This window comes from Amycolatopsis thermalba, from assembly GCF_023376025.1.
Lineage (GTDB): Bacteria > Actinomycetota > Actinomycetes > Mycobacteriales > Pseudonocardiaceae > Amycolatopsis_E > Amycolatopsis_E thermalba.
In genome coordinates this window covers 4948488-4962537 of the sequence record NZ_CP091196.1, presented here as the reverse complement: position 1 = coordinate 4962537, position 14050 = coordinate 4948488, and the positions used below count along the sequence as shown (strand labels likewise).

Below are 14050 nucleotides of genomic sequence, written 5' to 3'. Positions count from 1 at the left end.
CGACGGGCCGCTGCCTCGCGGGGCAGCGGCCCGCTCGCCAGGCCCTGATGTGCCCCGGACTACTGGCCGTTGGGGCCGGCGCGAGGGGCGCCCGGGTTCCGGCCCGGGCGCCCGTCAGACTCCCGCGTGGCGGTTCCGCGCCACCGCGCGGAGGACCCGCCGGGCGGCCCGGTCCGGGGAGCCGTCCCCGGCCAGGACCACTCCCAGCCCCGGGAACTTCTTCCGCAGGCGGGCGGCCTCGGCGGGGTCGTGCAGCACCAGGCAGCCGCCCTCGCCCCGGTCAGCCATCCGCCGGGCGTACTCGGCGGCGGACCCCTGGCTGTCGACGGCCACGTCGGGCACCTCGGCCCCGTCGCGGCGCACCTCCGCCCCGGCGGCCTTGTTCGGGGGCGCCCGGGTTCCGGCCCGGGCGCCCGTCAGACTCCCGCGTGGCGGTTCCGCGCCACCGCGCGGAGGACCCGCTGGGCGGCCCGCTCGGGTGAGCCGTCCCCGGCCAGGACCACTCCCAGCCCCGGGAACTTCTTCCGCAGGCGGGCGGCCTCGGCGGGGTCGTGCAGCACCAGGCAGCCGCCCTCGCCCCGCTCAGCCATCCGCCGCGCGTACTCGGCGGCGGACCCCTGGCTGTCGACGACCACGTCGGGCACCTCGGCCCCGTCGCGGCGCACCTCCGCCCCGGCGGCCGCGAACGCCGCCGAGACGGCCCCGGCGAAGCGGCTCGCCCCGGTGACCAGCACCGAATACCCCTCGAATCCGGCGGACCGCGCCCGCCGCAGCGACCGGCTCTCCGGCGCGCCCTCGGCGAACTCGACCAGCTCGGCCGCGCACCGCGCGATCACGTCCGGCCGCTCCCGCGGGATCCAGTGCCCGCCGGGCAACCGCCGCACCCACAGCCGCGGCGCCCACCGCGCCACGTCGGTCTGCAGCGCGGGCGTCACGTACGGATCACCCAGCGGCGCGAGCACCTGCACCGGCACCTCGGCGGGCCGCGGCCGCGGGCGCGACAACCGGACGCCGACGTTGGCCCGGTACAGCTCCAGCCCGTGCACGGCGTCCGCCACCGCCGGACGGCCCGCCGCACTGCCCGAAAGCCGCCGCAACACCCAGCGGCCCACCCCGGACCGCCAGCTCAGCTCGGGAACCAGCGGGATCCGGAAGAACACGATGTAGGCCGAGTGCACCAGCTGCCGCAGCGCGGGCCCCCACCCCGACGGCCGCCGCAACCGGGCGCGGACCCAGTGCCCGACGTGGTCCAGCGAGGGCCCGGAGATCGAGGTGAACGACGCGATCCGCCCGCGCAGCCGCTCCCCGGTCACCGCGTGCCAGCTTTGGATCGACCCCCAGTCGTGCGCGACGAGGTGCGCCGGGCGGTCCGGGCTGACCTCGTCGAGCACGGCGGCCAGGTCCTCGGCCAGCCGGTCGAGCGCGTAGGCCGCGCGCCGCGACGGGCGATCCGACTCGCCCGCGCCCCGGACGTCGTAGGTGACCACGTGGAACCGCGGTTCGAGCCGGGCCACCACGCCGTCCCACACGGAACGGTCGTCGGGGTAGCCGTGCACGCACACCACTGTCGGCGCCGCCGGATCGCCGGCCTCCGCGACCGCGATCCGGGTGCCGTCCCGGGACACCACTCGCCGGACCACGCCGCCTCCTCCCTGAAGCCATTACCCGAAGTAACAGTTACTGCGATGAGCATCGGCGGCCGGGGAGGTGTTGTCAACCTCCGGAACCTGGTCCAGTCCACACCCGTGAGTGACGCACCAACGATGGATGCCCTGCGCCACAACGAATTTCACCGCGCCCGCCGTGACGGATCGGTTTCGCGGGGCCGACCAGCGGGAGTTCGGCTGTCGCGCCGACACGCCGTGATCGCAACGTGTCCTGCGTCACATCTACCTGCCGGATTTGCCCCGGCGGTCCCGGGCACCCGGTCCGCGGAGCCGGTCAGGTTCCGGTCCGGAATCCGTTGATACGAAGGGAATTCAGAACAATGAACGTTCGTCGCTTCGCGATCGCCAGCCTGCTGGCCATCCCGCTGTCGTTCGGTGCCGCGGGCATCGCGTCGGCTGACAGCTACGGGGCCTACGGTGAGTCCAGCGCGTCCGCCGGGGCGCACGGCGCCGCGATCAGCAACACCGGCGCGGTCGCGGGCCACGATGACGGCTACGACCACGACGGCTGGGGCCACGGCCACCACGGCTACGCCGCCTACCACGACTCCAGTCTGTCGGCCGGCCCGGACGGCGCGGGCGGCGAGTACACCGTCGCCGGCACCAACGGCCACCACGCCTGGTACGCCGATGGCTGCTTCTGGGCGGGCCCGAATGGTGCGCACGCGAGTGAGACCCACGCGGTCGCGGGGCACGACCACCACGGCCACGACTGGGACGATGAAGAGGACGAGGACGAGGGCTACGACGACTGACGCCGGCCGCCTCTCTCCCTGACGGTGACCCCCAGCTCCGGCCGGGGGTCACCGTTTCCCGGTGCCGGGGTTGCGGCTGTTGGGCACCCCGGCCAGTGGCGTCTTCCGGCTGGGGCGTTTTTTGTGGCCGGGCTCCGGCGTGCCCCGTCGGCTGGGGTCATCGTTTCCCGGTGTCCGGTGTCAGGTCGTGGCGCACCGCCAGGATCGCCAGGTGCACGCGGCTCGGGCTGCCGGTCTTGTCCATCAGGTTCGCGACGTGCGTCTTGACCGTCGTGACCCCGACGTGCATCCGCGCCGCGATGTCCGCATTGGACAGTCCCATCCCGACCAGCCCCAGGACTTCCCGTTCGCGCGGGGTCAGCGGCAGTTCCGGGCGCGGCGCCCGGGACCGCACCGCCTGCCCGACCAGCCGCCGCAGGACGTCGTCGCTGAACGGGCTGCCGCCCGCCGCCGCCCGGCGGATCCCGTCGAGCAGCTCGGCGGGCGTGGCGTCCTTCGCGAGGAACCCGCACGCGCCCGCCGCCAGCGCCGGGTACAGGTGCTCGTCGTCGTCGAAGGTCGTCAGCACCACGATCCGCGTCGCCGGCCGCTCGCCGAGGATCGTCTTCGTCGCGGCGATCCCGTCCACGCCCGGCATCCGCAGGTCCATCAGCACCACGTCGGGCTTCACCCGGCCGGCCAGCCGCACCGCCTCACCGCCGTGCGGCGCCTCCCCGACGACCTCGATGTCGGGAGTGGACTCGCACAGCATGCGCAGACCGGCGCGGACGAGCTGCTGGTCGTCGACGAGCAGGGTGCGGATCACGGGCCCTCCGGGGATGCCTGGGCGGACGTCTCCGCCGGGATCGACGCCCGCACCCGCCAGCCGTCGCCGTGCGGGCCGGCCTCCAGGGAACCGCCGACCAGGTCGACGCGCTCCCGCAGGCCGACCAGGCCGAAGCCGGGCTCACCACCGCCGTCCCGCGTGCCGCCGGTGTCGGTGACCTCGACCAGCACCTGCCCGCCGCCCGAGTCCACCCGCACGCACGCCCGCGCGCCCGGCCCGGCGTGCTTGGCCACGTTCGTCAGGCTCTCCTGCACCAGCCGCAGCACCGCCAGGCCGCGCAGCGAGTCCAGCGCCGCGATGCCCGGGTCGACGCGGCAGTCGATCGCCAGCCCGGCCCGCCTGCTGCGCTCGATCACCGACTCGACCGCGGCCGGCAGCGACGCCGTCTCGATGAGCACCCCGTGGTCGCGCACGCTCGCCGGATCGCGCAGCGCGGACACCAGCTCCCGCAGGTCGGACAGCGTCCGGGTGGCCGAGGCGTGCACGTCGTCGAGCACCTCGCCGACCCGCGGGTCCAGGTCCGGCACCACGGCCCGCGCCACCCCCACCCGCAGCGCCATCGACGCGACGTGGTGGGCGACCAGGTCGTGCAGTTCGCGAGCGATCTCGGTGCGCTCGGTCAGCCGGGCGCCGCGCGCGGCCAGTTCGCGGCGCGCTTCGGCCTCGGTGGCCCGCGCGCTCGCCTGCGCCACCGCGCGCACCCCGGCCCGCAGGTAGGCGCCGAGCAGCAGCGGCCCGCCGACGACGGTGAGCACGCGGTAGCCGACGGCGAGCACGCCGGTGAGCACGTGGTCGTAGGTGCCGAGCACGAAGTACACGGCGGTGACCGCGCCCGCGCCGAGCAGGGCGGTGCGCATCGGGCGGCGGATGGCCAGCTCGAACAGCGCCACGCCGGCCAGCACCTTCACCGCGACCGGGGTCGCGTCCGCCCACTGGTGCGCGGCCAGGATGAGCAGCGCCTCCGCGACGGTGACCGCCAGCGGCCACACCCCGCCCGCGAGGAACACCCCCGCCGCGGCGAACACGACCGCCCAGTCCGCGGCCGTCGGCTCGGGCCCCTGCACCAGCAGCAGATACCCCGGGCCGACCACCAGCGGCACCAGGCGCGCGGGCCCGAACCGGTCACCCACCGCCCGCCCCACCCACGCCAGTACCACACGACGACAGTAATCGACCCCCGGCGCCGGGCGTCTCCTCCTCAGGAAGGAGATCCGGGCGGTTTGCTGGGGAGGATGCGGCGCTGATTCCGGGGCGCGTTCGCCTCGGGAGCGAGGGCGAGCGGCCGCGGCACTCGACGGCGATGGCAGGCGGAGGCCGGGTGTCGCGACCTCAGGAGGGAGGTTCGGCCTGCGGCCGGTGGCGGTGGCCCGTGGCGGCGCGCGTTGCCTCCTCCGGAGGAGGCTCCGCCCGCGCGGCGAGGGCCCCGGTGGCCGGGTGTGTGCCCCAGCCACCTAGAAATCAACCCCCGGCCATCGCGCCCATCACCAGGAACGGTTCGGTTCCCGCGACCACCGGTGCGGGCAGCGGGGCGTCCGGCTCCTCGTGCGACAGGTCCTGCTCGCAGGCGAAGAACCGGACGAACGCCCGCCGCTTGCCGGTGCCGTGCTCGCGGATCGTGCCGCGCAGCATCGGGTACCGCTCCTCGAGCGCGTCCAGCACCGCGCGCTGGGTGACGGTGCCGTCCAGGTCGAGCTCGACCTCGCCGTCGATGTGGGCGATCGTGCGCAGGTGCGCGGGCAGGTGAACGCGGATCATGGCAGCGTCTGGACCTCCACCGAGAGGACCGCGGGCAGGTCACGCACGATCGGCGCCCAGGTGTCCCCGGAGTCGGCCGACGCGTAGACCTGGCCGCCGGTCGTGCCGAAGTAGATCCCGCACGACTCCAGCGAATCCACGGCCATCGCGTCGCGCAGCACGTTCACGTAGCAGTTCTCCTGCGGCAGCCCCGCGGTCAGCGGCTCCCACTCGTTGCCGCCGCCGCGGCTGCGGTACACGCGCAGCCGCCCGTCCGGCGGGAAGTGGTGCTCGTCGCTCTTGATCGGCACCACGTACACCGTGTCCGGCTCGTGGGCGTGCACGTCGATGACGAACCCGAAGTCCGTCGGCAGGTCCCCGCTGATCTCGTACCAGTTGTCGCCGCCGTCGTCGCTGCGCATCACGTCCCAGTGCTTCTGCATGAACAGCACGTCCGGGCGCTGCGGGTGGCGCGCGATGTGGTGCACGCAGTGCCCGACCTCGGCGTCCGGATCGGGGATCTGGCCCGACTGCAGGCCGTGGTTGATCGCCTGCCAGGTCTTGCCGCCGTCCTCGGTGCGGAACGCCCCGGCCGCGGAGATGGCGATGACCAGGCGGTTGGCGTCACGCGGGTCCTGGATGATCGTGTGCAGGCACAGCCCGCCCGCGCCCGGCTGCCAGTTCGGGCCGGAGCCGTGCCCGCGCAGGCCCGGCAGCTCCTGCCAGGTCGCGCCCGCGTCGTTCGAGCGGAACAGCGCCGCGTCCTCGACCCCGGCGTAGATCAGGTCCGGATCGGTCAGCGACGGTTCGAGGTGCCACACGCGCGCGAACTCCCACGGGTGCGGGGTGCCGTCGTACCACTGGTGGGTGCCCGGGACGCCCTCGTAGGCGAACTCGTTGCCCACCGGCCGCCACGTCTTCCCGCCGTCGTCGGAGCGCTGGATCAGCTGGCCGAACCAGCTGGTGGACTGCGCGGCGAAGATCCGGTCCGGGTCGGCGGGGGAGCCCTTGACGTGGTAGATCTCCCAGCCCGGGAAGTGCGGTCCGCTGACCTCCCAGTCGGCGCGCCGTTCGTCGGATGTCAGGACGAACGCACCCTTGCGTGTGCCGACCAGCACGCGAACCCCGCTCATCGCCGCTCCTTCCCACGTGTGTGGTTAGACCGTAGGGAGCGGCGGGGCGCCGCGTCTTCTCCAATCTTGCGGTTTGCGGGCGGGGCCCCGGGTACCCGCCCGGGAAGCGCATCGGAAGGAGCAGGCCATGCCGCAGGCGCTGTCGGACACCGAAATCGCCCGTGCCCTGGGCGGGCTCGCGAACTGGCGCGGCAACGCCGGCCGCCTGTCGCGCACCGTGCGGCTGCCGGAGCAGGCGCACGGCACGCTGATCGGCCGCGTGCAGCGGGACGCCGCGGAGCTGGCCGACCACGCCCAGTTCGAGCGCCGCCGCGGCGAGCTGACGTTCACGGTCACCACGGGTTTCCCCGGACGGGTGACCGAGCCGGACCTGTGGCTGGCACGCCGCATCGAAGCGCTGCTGACCGAACTGACCTGACGCGCGAGTCCCACGCTCCCGCGCGCGAGTCCCACGTTCGTGCGCGCGAGATCCACGTTCGTGGCCGGGGCCCTGAACGCGGCGGCCCGGGCGGGGCCACCGAATGCGGAACTCGCGGGCCTGAATGCGGGACTCGCGGGCCTGAATGCGGGACTCGCGGGCCTGAATGCGGGACTCGCGGGCCTGAATGCGGGACTCGCCGGCCTGAGTGTGGGACTCGCGGGCGTCAGATCTTGCGCCAGCTGTTGTCGCCGAGGCCGGAGGCGCCCTGCGGGCCCATCAGCAGCATCCCGCCGTCCACCACGTACGACGAGCCGGTCACGTAGCCGGCCGCGGGGGTGGTCAGGAACGCCACCACGGCGGCGACCTCCTCCGCGTGCCCGGTCCGCCCCAGCGGCACCCCGGGGCGCTCCTGGTCGTGCGGGTTCACGTCGGTCTGGCCGGTCATCGGCGTGGAGATCTCGCCCGGCGCCACCGAGTTCACCGTGATCCCGTGCTCGGCCAGCTCCAGCGCCAGCACCTTGGTCAGCATGCCCATCCCGGCCTTCGCCGCGCAGTAGGGCGCCGCGCCGACCTTCGGGGCGTGCTCGTGCACGCTGGTGATGTTGACGATCCGCCCGCCGGTGCCGGCGTCGATCATCCGCCGCGCCGCCCGCTGCGCGCACAGGAACGCGCCGTCCAGGTCGACGCTGAGCACGTGCCGCCAGGTGTCGAAGTCCATGTCCATGACCCGCTGACCGGTGCCCGTGCCGGCGCAGTTGACCAGCACGTCGACACCGCCGAGCACGTCGGCCAGCTCGTCGATCGCGGCGGCCGCGGTGGGCAGGTCGGCCAGGTCGAGCCGCCGCACCTCGGCGCGGGCCCCGGCCTCGCGCACCTGCTCGGCGGTCGCGTTCGCGCCGTCCTCGTCACGGTGCCAGGTGATGCCGACGTCCACGCCGCCACCACCGAGCGCGACGGCGATCGCGCGCCCGATGCCGGAGTCGGACCCGGTCACGATCGCGGTCCGCGGCCGTCCGGCCTGCTCTGCGGGAAGGGGAGCTGTGTGCGTCATACCCGACCAGCTACCCGCCGCCCCGGTGCTTAACCCACCGGCCCCTCGACCAGCGCGGCGGTCGCGCCGTGCTGCTGCCCGGCCTGGTCCAGCCAGGTGACCGTGACGTGGTCGCCCGGGTGCAGCGTGTCCATCACCGCGGTCAGCTCGGTCGCCGAGCCCACCGCGCGGCCGTCCAGGCCGGTGATGACGTCCCCGGCCCGCAGGCCCACGTTGTCCGCCGGGCCGCCGGAGACCACCTGCCGCACCAGCGCACCCGAGCCGCCCGCGTCGCTCACCGACACCCCGAGGAACGCCGACGGTCCGATGTGGATGGTGTCGGAACCCTGCCCGGCCGCGATCTGCCGGGCCAGCGTCAGCGCGTCGTCGATCGGGATGGCGAACCCGCTCACCCCGGCGGTGCGCCCGCTCTGCCCGAACTGGTAACCGGTCGAGGCCGCCGTGTTCATCCCGATCACCTTGCCGTCGGCATCGGCCAGCGCGCCGCCGGAATCGCCCGACTGGATGTTCGCGTCCACCTGGATGAGGCCGGTCAGCTGCTCGCTGCTGCCCGTCGACTCGTCCGTCGCGGTGATCGACTGGTTCAGCGCGGTCACCTTCCCGGGTGAGACGCTCGGTTCGCCGCCGTCGCCGCCCGCGTTGCCGAGCCCGACCACCGGATCACCCACGGACACCGCCGAGGAGTCGCCCGTGGTGACGGTGCCCAGCCCGGAGGCGTTCCGCAGCCGCAGCAGCGCCACGTCCCGTGACCGGCTGTACCCCATGACCTCGGCGCGGTAGGTGCGTCCGGTGTCCACGTCGGTCACCTTGATGCTGGTGGCGCCCGCGACCACGTGGTTGTTCGTCAGGACCTGGCCGTCCCCGGTGAGCACCATCCCGGTGCCTGCCGCCTGCTGCCCGGAGTAGCCCAGCGTGGCGTAGACGTCGACCAGCCCGGGCTCGACCTTCTCCGCGACCCCGGCCACGTCCAGGGTGGAGCTGCTGGTCTGCTCCCCGCGCAGGCCGCGCTCCAGCGGCGACGAGGTGCTGCCCGGCGACAGGGACCCGCGGCCCAGGTCCCACGCCACGAAACCCAGCGCGAGCAGCACCACCAGGCCCAGCACGCTCAGCAGCGTGCCCAGCCCCCGCTTCCGGCGCGGCGGTGGTGGCGGCGCCCAGGGGTCGTAGTGCGGTGGGTAGTAGGTCATGACTGCCCCTCCTCCGCCGTCCAGTGAACCCCTCATCCCTGAGATTCGCCTGCGGCCGGACCGTGAAACACCTGAGAGGCCCTCCCGTTTGCCCAGTTGACCTTGGGGTACGCCGGCCTGATGCGGAGGACGGTCTTCGCGGGCCTCGCGCTCGCGGTCACGCTCACCGCCTGTTCCGGCTCAGCAGCGAGCTTTGCGGACAGCGCGGTGGTCCGCGCGCAGGAGGGCCTCTCCGCCGTCGGCACCCTGCACCAGATCATCGTGGCCCACACCGAAGGCCGCCTGTTCCCCACGTTCGCCACCGCCGCCGTGGACGACACGCTCGCCACCGCCACCAAGGCGCTCGACGAGCTCGACAGCCAGCCGCCCACCAGCCCCGAGACCCAGCGGCTCTACGACGAGCTGCACCCGCGCCTGCAGGACGCCGTCGCCCGCGCCACCGAGGCCCAGGAAGCGCTGGAGGCGGGCGACACCGGACGGATCGCCGACGCCGACGCCGAGCTGGTGCGCGTCAGCGACGAGCTGACCGCGTTCGTGGAGAGCCACGGATGAAGAAGGTCATCGCCGTCACCCTGGGCGTCCTCACCGCCATCGGCGGGTTCGTCGACATCGGCGACCTGGTCGCCAACGCCCAGTCCGGCGCCCGCTTCGGCATGCGGCAGGCGTGGATCGTGGTCGTCGGCGTCCTCGGCATCTGCGTGTTCGCCGAGATGGCCGGCCGGGTCGCCGCGGTCAGCGGCCGCGCGGTGTTCGACCTGGTCCGCGAGCGCCTCGGCCCGCGCGCCGCGATGACCAACCTCGCCGGGTCCTACCTGGTCACGCTGCTGACCCTGACCGCGGAGATCGGCGGCATCGCGCTCACCATCCAGCTCGCCAGCGGCCTGCCGCACGTGCTGTGGGTGCCGCTGGCCGCGTTCGCCGTGTGGATCGTGCTGTGGCGCGTGAAGTTCTCGGTGATGGAACAGGTCTTCGGTGTGCTCGGGCTGGCGCTGGTGGTGTTCGTGGTCGCGTTGATCGCGCTCGACCCGCCGTGGGGCACCTTCGCCCAGCAGCTCACCCACGCCGGCCCGCCGCAGGGGAGAACTGGGGCACCTGGGGCTATCTCGCGGTGTCGCTGTTCGCCTCGGCGCTCACCCCCTACGAGGTGTTCTTCTTCTCCTCCGGTGGCGTGGAGGAGAAGTGGACGACGAAGGACCTGTCCACCGAGCGCAGCAACACCTTCGTCGGCTTCCCGCTCGGCGGGCTGCTCGGCCTGGCGATCATGGGTTGCGCCGCGACGGTGTTCTTCCCCGCCGGCGTCCAGGTCGACCAGCTCAGCCAGACCGCGCTGCCGGTCGCGCTGGCGCTGGGCAAGCTGGGCCTGGTCGTGGTGATGATCGGGTTCTTCGCGGCCACCTTCGGCGCCGCGCTGGAGACCGGGCTGTCCACCGGGTACTCGATCGCGCAGTACTTCGGCTGGCAGTGGGGCAAGCTGGTGAAACCGCGTGAGGCGGCCCGCTTCCACACCGTGATGCTGATCAGCGTCCTGCTGGGCACCGCCGCGCTGCTGACCACGATCGACCCGGTGCAGATCACCGAGTTGTCGCTGCTGTTCAGCGCGGTGGTGCTGCCGCTGACCTACCTGCCGATCCTGGTCGTCGCCAACGACCGGGACTACCTCGGCGACCACGCCAACGGGCGGGTGCAGAACTTCCTCGGCGTGACCTTCCTGATCATCATCGTGATCGCCGCGGCCGCCGCGATCCCGCTCATGATCATCACCGGGATGGGGCAGTCGTGATCCTCGGACGGCCGGACCCGCTGCGCGTCGAGTTCCACCTGCTGGACCGCCAGATCGTCGACGTCGACGGCCACCCCGTCGGCAAGGTCGACGACGTCGAGCTGGCCCGCAACCCCGACGGCACCTACCGGATCACCGCGCTGCTGGTCGGGCAGCACGTGCTGGGGGAGCGGATCGGCGGCCTCCTCGGGAAGGTGCTGTGCACGCTGGCCGCCCGGCTCGGGGGCGGGCGGGCCGAGCCGCTGCGGATCACCTACGACCACGTCAAACAGGTCAGCAGCGACGTGACCCTGTCGCTGCGGGCCGAGGTGCTGGAGGTGCCGCCGCTGGAGAAGTGGTTGCGGGACAAGCTGATCGCGCGGATCCCGGGGTCCGGTCATGGCGGATGAGGTGGTGCGGGCGAGTCGGCTGCTGGGGCGGCGGGTCTACGACGTCCGGGGCCGTCCGCTGGGGAAGGTGACCGACCTGATCACCCGGCTCGACCCGCTCGGCCGGGAGCGGACGGTGGCGGTGCTGGTGACGCCCCGGCGGCGGGGCCGGTTGCTCGGGTACGAGCGGACCAGCCAGCGCGGCCCGGTGCTGCTGGCGTGGCTGGCGAAGGTCCTGCACCGGGGAACGCGGGAGATCCCGTGGTCGCAGGTCCGCTGGACCCGCTGACGAACGGGACGAAAGCGACGCAACCTCCGGCCCGCCGGCGCGTCTGGAGAGGACCAGCGCTGGGATTCCCTCTCTCTCCCGGCAGGAGGTCACCGATGACCCTCACCCCACGGCGCCTGCTCGCAGCCTGCGCCGCCACTCTGTTCGCGATTTCGGGCGCCGTCGTCGCCGCGGCGCCGGCCGGCGCCCAACCGGGTGTCGCCACCATGACGAGCATCCGCACCGGCCTCAACACCGGTTTCGACCGGATCGTGCTGGACATGACCGGCCCGCCGCCCCAGGTCACCCACCGGTGGACCGACGAGCTGCGTGCCGACGGTTCCGGGGAGATCGTGTGGCTCACCGGCGAGCACTTCCTCGCCGTCACCACCACCCCGGCCCGCGCGCACGACGACAACGGCAACCGCACCTACCCCGGGCCGGACAAGTTCCGCACCCGCAACCTCCGCAACGTCATGGCCGTGGCCGTGACCGGGGACTACGAGGGGTACGTGTCGATCGGCCTGGGTACCCGGAACCAGTCCTGGGTGCGGGTGTTCACGCTGACCGCACCGACCCGCGTCGTCATCGACGTCGGTCACTGAGAACCGGGCCGGGCGGCCGCACCGCGCGCCGCCCGGGCTCACACCGAAGCCAGGTACTCCTCGGTCTTGGCCGGGTCCAGCAGCCAGTGCTGGAAGTCGGCCGGGTTGTTGAAGCCGTTCACGAACCGCTTCGCCACCGCCGGGTTCGTCTGCGCCGTGCCGAGGATCTGCTGCACGTGCGGCGGTGGCGGCTGCAGCATCGCGTTGGTGAACGTGGTGACCCACTGGGCGTGCTCCCAGTACCGGTCGAACGCCCGCTGCATCCAGTCCCGGTCGAACGGCCGGTCCTCGTTCTCCAGGATGCTGCCCAGGTACGACTCGGCGCACTTGGCCGCGTTGTTCGCGCCCTGGCCGGTGATCGGGTCGTTGGCCACCACCACGTCGGCCATGCCGAGCACGAACGCGCCGGAGGGCAGCTCGCCCACCGGGTGCCGCACCACCGGCGCGTACCCGCCGACCAGCACGGCCTTGCCGTCGGTCAGCTCCGCGTCCTTGGCCCGCTCGTACTCCCACGGGATGTACTGCCGGAACAGCTCCAGGTGCCGCCGCAGCTGCTCCTGGGCAGGCGGCCGGTCGGCGAACGCGTCGAACGGCCCGCCCGGGACACCGGACACGTAGAAGATGTCGCACGGCCCGGACAGCGTGTAGCCCGGGATGTTGATCAGCTCGCCGACGCCGGGGATGATGTTCATCCACACGTCGGTGGTGCCCGGGCGTTCCGGCCGCGACCGCTGACCGTGCACATAGGACACCGACAGCCTCCGCTGCGGCTTGGTGTAGGGCGATCGCGACGGGTCGCGGTCGAACAGCTGCACCAGCTCGCCCTTGCCGGCCGCGACGATCACCAGATCGTAGAGGTGGGCCAGGCCGTTGAGGTCGGCCGTGGTGACGCCGTGGATGACGACGTTGCCGCCGCGCTCCTCGAACAGCTCCAGCCACGCCGACATCTTGACCCGCTGGTCGATCGACTGCGCCGGGCCGCCGTCCCACGACGCGATCCAGTTCAGCGCCCGCTGCCCGTCCGGGCCGGCCATGGAAAACCCTTGTCCCGCAACGCGGGGCGCAACGTCGTCCCACAGGTTCAGCCCGTGCTTGCGCTCGATCGCGAGCGCGTCGGCGAACATGCACTGGGTCGAGGTGACCCAGCCGCCGCGGATCTCGTCCGGCGTGCGCGCCGACATCACGGTGACGTCGTAGCCGTGCTCCTGCAGGCTCAGCGCGAGCTGCAGGCCCGACTGCCCAGAACCGACGATCAGGATCTTACGCATGGGCGCGGATCCGGCCCCCCTCCGAGACTTCGGCCAGTGACAGCGTGTAGGACACCAGTTCCTGCAGGGTTTCCAGCACCGACGCCTTGTCCCGCGCGTCGCAGGTGACCAGCGGGACGTCCGGGCTCAGCGCCAGCGCTTCCCGGACCTCGCCCACGTCGTGCGCGAGCTGCCCGTCGAACCGGTTGATGGCGACGATGAACGGCAGGTCCGAGTCGTTCTCGAAGTAGTTGATCGCGGCGAACGACTGGTCCAGCCGCCGGGTGTCGACCAGCACGATGGCGCCGAGCGCGCCACGCGAGAGGTCGTCCCACAGGAACCAGAACCGGGCCTGTCCCGGCGTGCCGAACAGGTACAGCATCAGGTCGTCGTACAGCGAGATCCGGCCGAAGTCCATCGCGACCGTGGTGGTGGTCTTGCCGCCGTCCGGCGGCAGGTCGTCCACGCCCTCGCTCGCCTCGGTCATCCACGCCTCGGTGTTCAGCGGGGGCACCTCGGACACGGACCCGACCAGCGTCGTCTTGCCCACGCCGAACCCGCCCGCGACGACGATCTTCGCCGAGATCGTCAGCGCGCCCGGATCAGACGGGGAGCTGCTTGAGTCCATTGAGGATCCTCTCGAGCATGTTCCGGTCGTGGGAGTAGGCGTGGGCGGTCGGGTGGATGAACACCGCCCCCTGCGCGGCCAGGTCGCTGACCAGCACCCGCACCACCCCCAGCGGGATGGTCAGCAGCGAGGACAGCTCGGCGATCGAGACCTGGGAGCGGGCTCGCTCGTAGAGGGCCCGCGACTCCGGCATGAGCTTCTCCGCCAGCGCCGGGTCGTACTGCGGCACCGAGATCAGCGTCTCGACCAGCAGCTGGTGGCGGGCCCGGGTGCGGCCGCCGGTCAGCGTGTACGGGCGGATCCGCTTGCTGCGCGGCTTGACCGCCCGCTCGTCCGGCCCGGTGTCCTGGGACATCGCGAATCACATCCTGTCGGGAGCG

Annotated in this window: 18 protein-coding genes and 1 pseudogene; 8 read left to right on the top strand and 11 right to left on the bottom strand. The window is 73.0% G+C overall.

The window, feature by feature from the left end; genetic code table 11:
* Positions 1-114: 114 nt before the first annotated feature.
* Positions 115-333 carry a hypothetical protein gene (locus tag L1857_RS24065; RefSeq protein ID WP_205413276.1) on the bottom strand — a complete coding sequence of 73 codons (219 nt, stop codon included), beginning with the start codon at positions 331-333 and terminating at the stop codon, positions 115-117.
* 83 nt (positions 334-416) lie between these two features.
* Positions 417-1640 (bottom strand): alpha/beta fold hydrolase, encoded by a 1224-nt coding sequence (locus tag L1857_RS24060; RefSeq protein WP_240323220.1) that lies wholly within the window; start codon positions 1638-1640, stop codon positions 417-419.
* A 347-nt stretch (positions 1641-1987) separates the two neighbouring features.
* On the opposite strand from L1857_RS24060, the gene L1857_RS24055 reads away from it, so the two are divergent.
* On the top strand, positions 1988-2422 hold the full coding sequence (locus L1857_RS24055) for a hypothetical protein (protein ID WP_094007964.1): 435 nt from the start codon (positions 1988-1990) through the stop codon (positions 2420-2422).
* Positions 2423-2579: 157 nt separating this feature from the next.
* On the opposite strand, the gene L1857_RS24050 is transcribed toward L1857_RS24055, so the two are convergent.
* The 4 genes from L1857_RS24050 to L1857_RS24035 form a co-directional block, all read right to left on the bottom strand.
* The gene (locus L1857_RS24050; RefSeq protein WP_094007965.1) at positions 2580-3227 is read right to left on the bottom strand and encodes a response regulator transcription factor; all 648 of its coding nucleotides are present in this window, start codon (positions 3225-3227) and stop codon (positions 2580-2582) included.
* Positions 3224-4405, bottom strand: coding sequence for a sensor histidine kinase (locus L1857_RS24045; protein ID WP_205413277.1), 1182 nt, complete (start codon positions 4403-4405; stop codon positions 3224-3226). Before L1857_RS24045 ends, L1857_RS24050 begins: the two co-directional genes overlap by 4 nt.
* A gap of 301 nt (positions 4406-4706) precedes the next feature.
* Positions 4707-5003 carry a MoaD/ThiS family protein gene (locus L1857_RS24040; protein ID WP_094007966.1) on the bottom strand — a complete coding sequence of 99 codons (297 nt, stop codon included), beginning with the start codon at positions 5001-5003 and terminating at the stop codon, positions 4707-4709.
* A complete protein-coding gene (locus L1857_RS24035; RefSeq protein ID WP_094007967.1) occupies positions 5000-6115 on the bottom strand; it encodes a WD40/YVTN/BNR-like repeat-containing protein in 1116 nt (371 codons plus the stop codon). The genes L1857_RS24040 and L1857_RS24035 overlap by 4 nt, the downstream gene beginning before the upstream one ends.
* A 127-nt stretch (positions 6116-6242) precedes the next feature.
* Here L1857_RS24035 and L1857_RS24030 point away from each other — a divergent pair, with 127 nt between their 5' ends.
* Positions 6243-6533, top strand: a complete 291-nt coding sequence (locus L1857_RS24030; protein ID WP_094007968.1) for a 4a-hydroxytetrahydrobiopterin dehydratase — start codon at positions 6243-6245, stop codon at positions 6531-6533.
* A 226-nt stretch (positions 6534-6759) separates the two neighbouring features.
* On the opposite strand, the gene L1857_RS24025 is transcribed toward L1857_RS24030, so the two are convergent.
* Both L1857_RS24025 and L1857_RS24020 read right to left on the bottom strand, forming a co-directional pair.
* Complete coding sequence (locus tag L1857_RS24025) at positions 6760-7587, bottom strand: SDR family oxidoreductase (RefSeq protein ID WP_116111045.1); 828 nt, start codon at positions 7585-7587, stop codon at positions 6760-6762.
* Positions 7588-7616: 29 nt separating this feature from the next.
* Positions 7617-8774, bottom strand: a complete 1158-nt coding sequence (locus tag L1857_RS24020) for a S1C family serine protease (RefSeq protein ID WP_240323222.1) — start codon at positions 8772-8774, stop codon at positions 7617-7619.
* Between the two features lie 120 nt (positions 8775-8894).
* On the opposite strand from L1857_RS24020, the gene L1857_RS24015 reads away from it, so the two are divergent.
* The 6 genes and pseudogenes from L1857_RS24015 to L1857_RS23995 all read left to right on the top strand — a co-directional run bounded on the left by L1857_RS24015 (position 8895) and on the right by L1857_RS23995 (position 11795).
* Positions 8895-9326: a hypothetical protein gene (locus tag L1857_RS24015; protein WP_240323223.1), complete on the top strand. Its 432-nt coding sequence runs from the start codon at positions 8895-8897 to the stop codon at positions 9324-9326.
* Positions 9323-9766, top strand: a pseudogene (locus L1857_RS35440) (divalent metal cation transporter); the annotation flags it as partial. The gene L1857_RS24015 and the pseudogene L1857_RS35440, both read left to right, overlap by 4 nt.
* Entirely contained in the window at positions 9670-10554 is an 885-nt protein-coding gene (locus L1857_RS35435) for a divalent metal cation transporter (RefSeq protein ID WP_346731878.1), read from the top strand. The pseudogene L1857_RS35440 and the gene L1857_RS35435, both read left to right, overlap by 97 nt.
* Positions 10551-10943 (top strand): PRC-barrel domain-containing protein, encoded by a 393-nt coding sequence (locus L1857_RS24005; protein WP_116111048.1) that lies wholly within the window; start codon positions 10551-10553, stop codon positions 10941-10943. The genes L1857_RS35435 and L1857_RS24005 overlap by 4 nt, the downstream gene beginning before the upstream one ends.
* Entirely contained in the window at positions 10933-11211 is a 279-nt protein-coding gene (locus L1857_RS24000; RefSeq protein ID WP_116111049.1) for a PRC-barrel domain-containing protein, read from the top strand. Before L1857_RS24005 ends, L1857_RS24000 begins: the two co-directional genes overlap by 11 nt.
* 95 nt (positions 11212-11306) lie before the next feature.
* Entirely contained in the window at positions 11307-11795 is a 489-nt protein-coding gene (locus L1857_RS23995; RefSeq protein WP_094007975.1) for an AMIN-like domain-containing (lipo)protein, read from the top strand.
* A gap of 38 nt (positions 11796-11833) precedes the next feature.
* Here the strand turns inward: L1857_RS23995 and L1857_RS23990 are convergent, their stop codons facing one another.
* The 3 genes from L1857_RS23990 to L1857_RS23980 are packed head-to-tail and all read right to left on the bottom strand — an operon-like array spanning position 11834 to position 14025.
* A complete protein-coding gene (locus L1857_RS23990; protein WP_116111050.1) occupies positions 11834-13063 on the bottom strand; it encodes a styrene monooxygenase/indole monooxygenase family protein in 1230 nt (409 codons plus the stop codon).
* Positions 13056-13670, bottom strand: a complete 615-nt coding sequence (locus tag L1857_RS23985; RefSeq protein ID WP_094007977.1) for a GTP-binding protein — start codon at positions 13668-13670, stop codon at positions 13056-13058. Before L1857_RS23985 ends, L1857_RS23990 begins: the two co-directional genes overlap by 8 nt.
* Positions 13645-14025, bottom strand: a complete 381-nt coding sequence (locus L1857_RS23980; protein ID WP_020422162.1) for a DUF742 domain-containing protein — start codon at positions 14023-14025, stop codon at positions 13645-13647. The genes L1857_RS23985 and L1857_RS23980 overlap by 26 nt, the downstream gene beginning before the upstream one ends.
* Positions 14026-14050: the final 25 nt, after the last annotated feature.

Excerpts from the sequence above, each read along its gene's own strand:
- L1857_RS24055 (WP_094007964.1), top strand. The coding sequence starts at position 1,988 with ATGAACGTTCGTCGCTTCGCGATCGCCAGCCTGCTGGCCATCCCGCTG.
- L1857_RS24040 (WP_094007966.1), bottom strand. The coding sequence starts at position 5,003 with ATGATCCGCGTTCACCTGCCCGCGCACCTGCGCACGATCGCCCACATC.
- L1857_RS24035 (WP_094007967.1), bottom strand. The coding sequence starts at position 6,115 with ATGAGCGGGGTTCGCGTGCTGGTCGGCACACGCAAGGGTGCGTTCGTC.
- L1857_RS24030 (WP_094007968.1), top strand. The coding sequence starts at position 6,243 with ATGCCGCAGGCGCTGTCGGACACCGAAATCGCCCGTGCCCTGGGCGGG.
- L1857_RS24025 (WP_116111045.1), bottom strand. The coding sequence starts at position 7,587 with ATGACGCACACAGCTCCCCTTCCCGCAGAGCAGGCCGGACGGCCGCGG.
- L1857_RS24020 (WP_240323222.1), bottom strand. The coding sequence starts at position 8,774 with ATGACCTACTACCCACCGCACTACGACCCCTGGGCGCCGCCACCACCG.
- L1857_RS24015 (WP_240323223.1), top strand. The coding sequence starts at position 8,895 with ATGCGGAGGACGGTCTTCGCGGGCCTCGCGCTCGCGGTCACGCTCACC.
- L1857_RS24000 (WP_116111049.1), top strand. The coding sequence starts at position 10,933 with ATGGCGGATGAGGTGGTGCGGGCGAGTCGGCTGCTGGGGCGGCGGGTC.
- L1857_RS23995 (WP_094007975.1), top strand. The coding sequence starts at position 11,307 with ATGACCCTCACCCCACGGCGCCTGCTCGCAGCCTGCGCCGCCACTCTG.
- L1857_RS23990 (WP_116111050.1), bottom strand. The coding sequence starts at position 13,063 with ATGCGTAAGATCCTGATCGTCGGTTCTGGGCAGTCGGGCCTGCAGCTC.
- L1857_RS23985 (WP_094007977.1), bottom strand. The coding sequence starts at position 13,670 with ATGGACTCAAGCAGCTCCCCGTCTGATCCGGGCGCGCTGACGATCTCG.
- L1857_RS23980 (WP_020422162.1), bottom strand. The coding sequence starts at position 14,025 with ATGTCCCAGGACACCGGGCCGGACGAGCGGGCGGTCAAGCCGCGCAGC.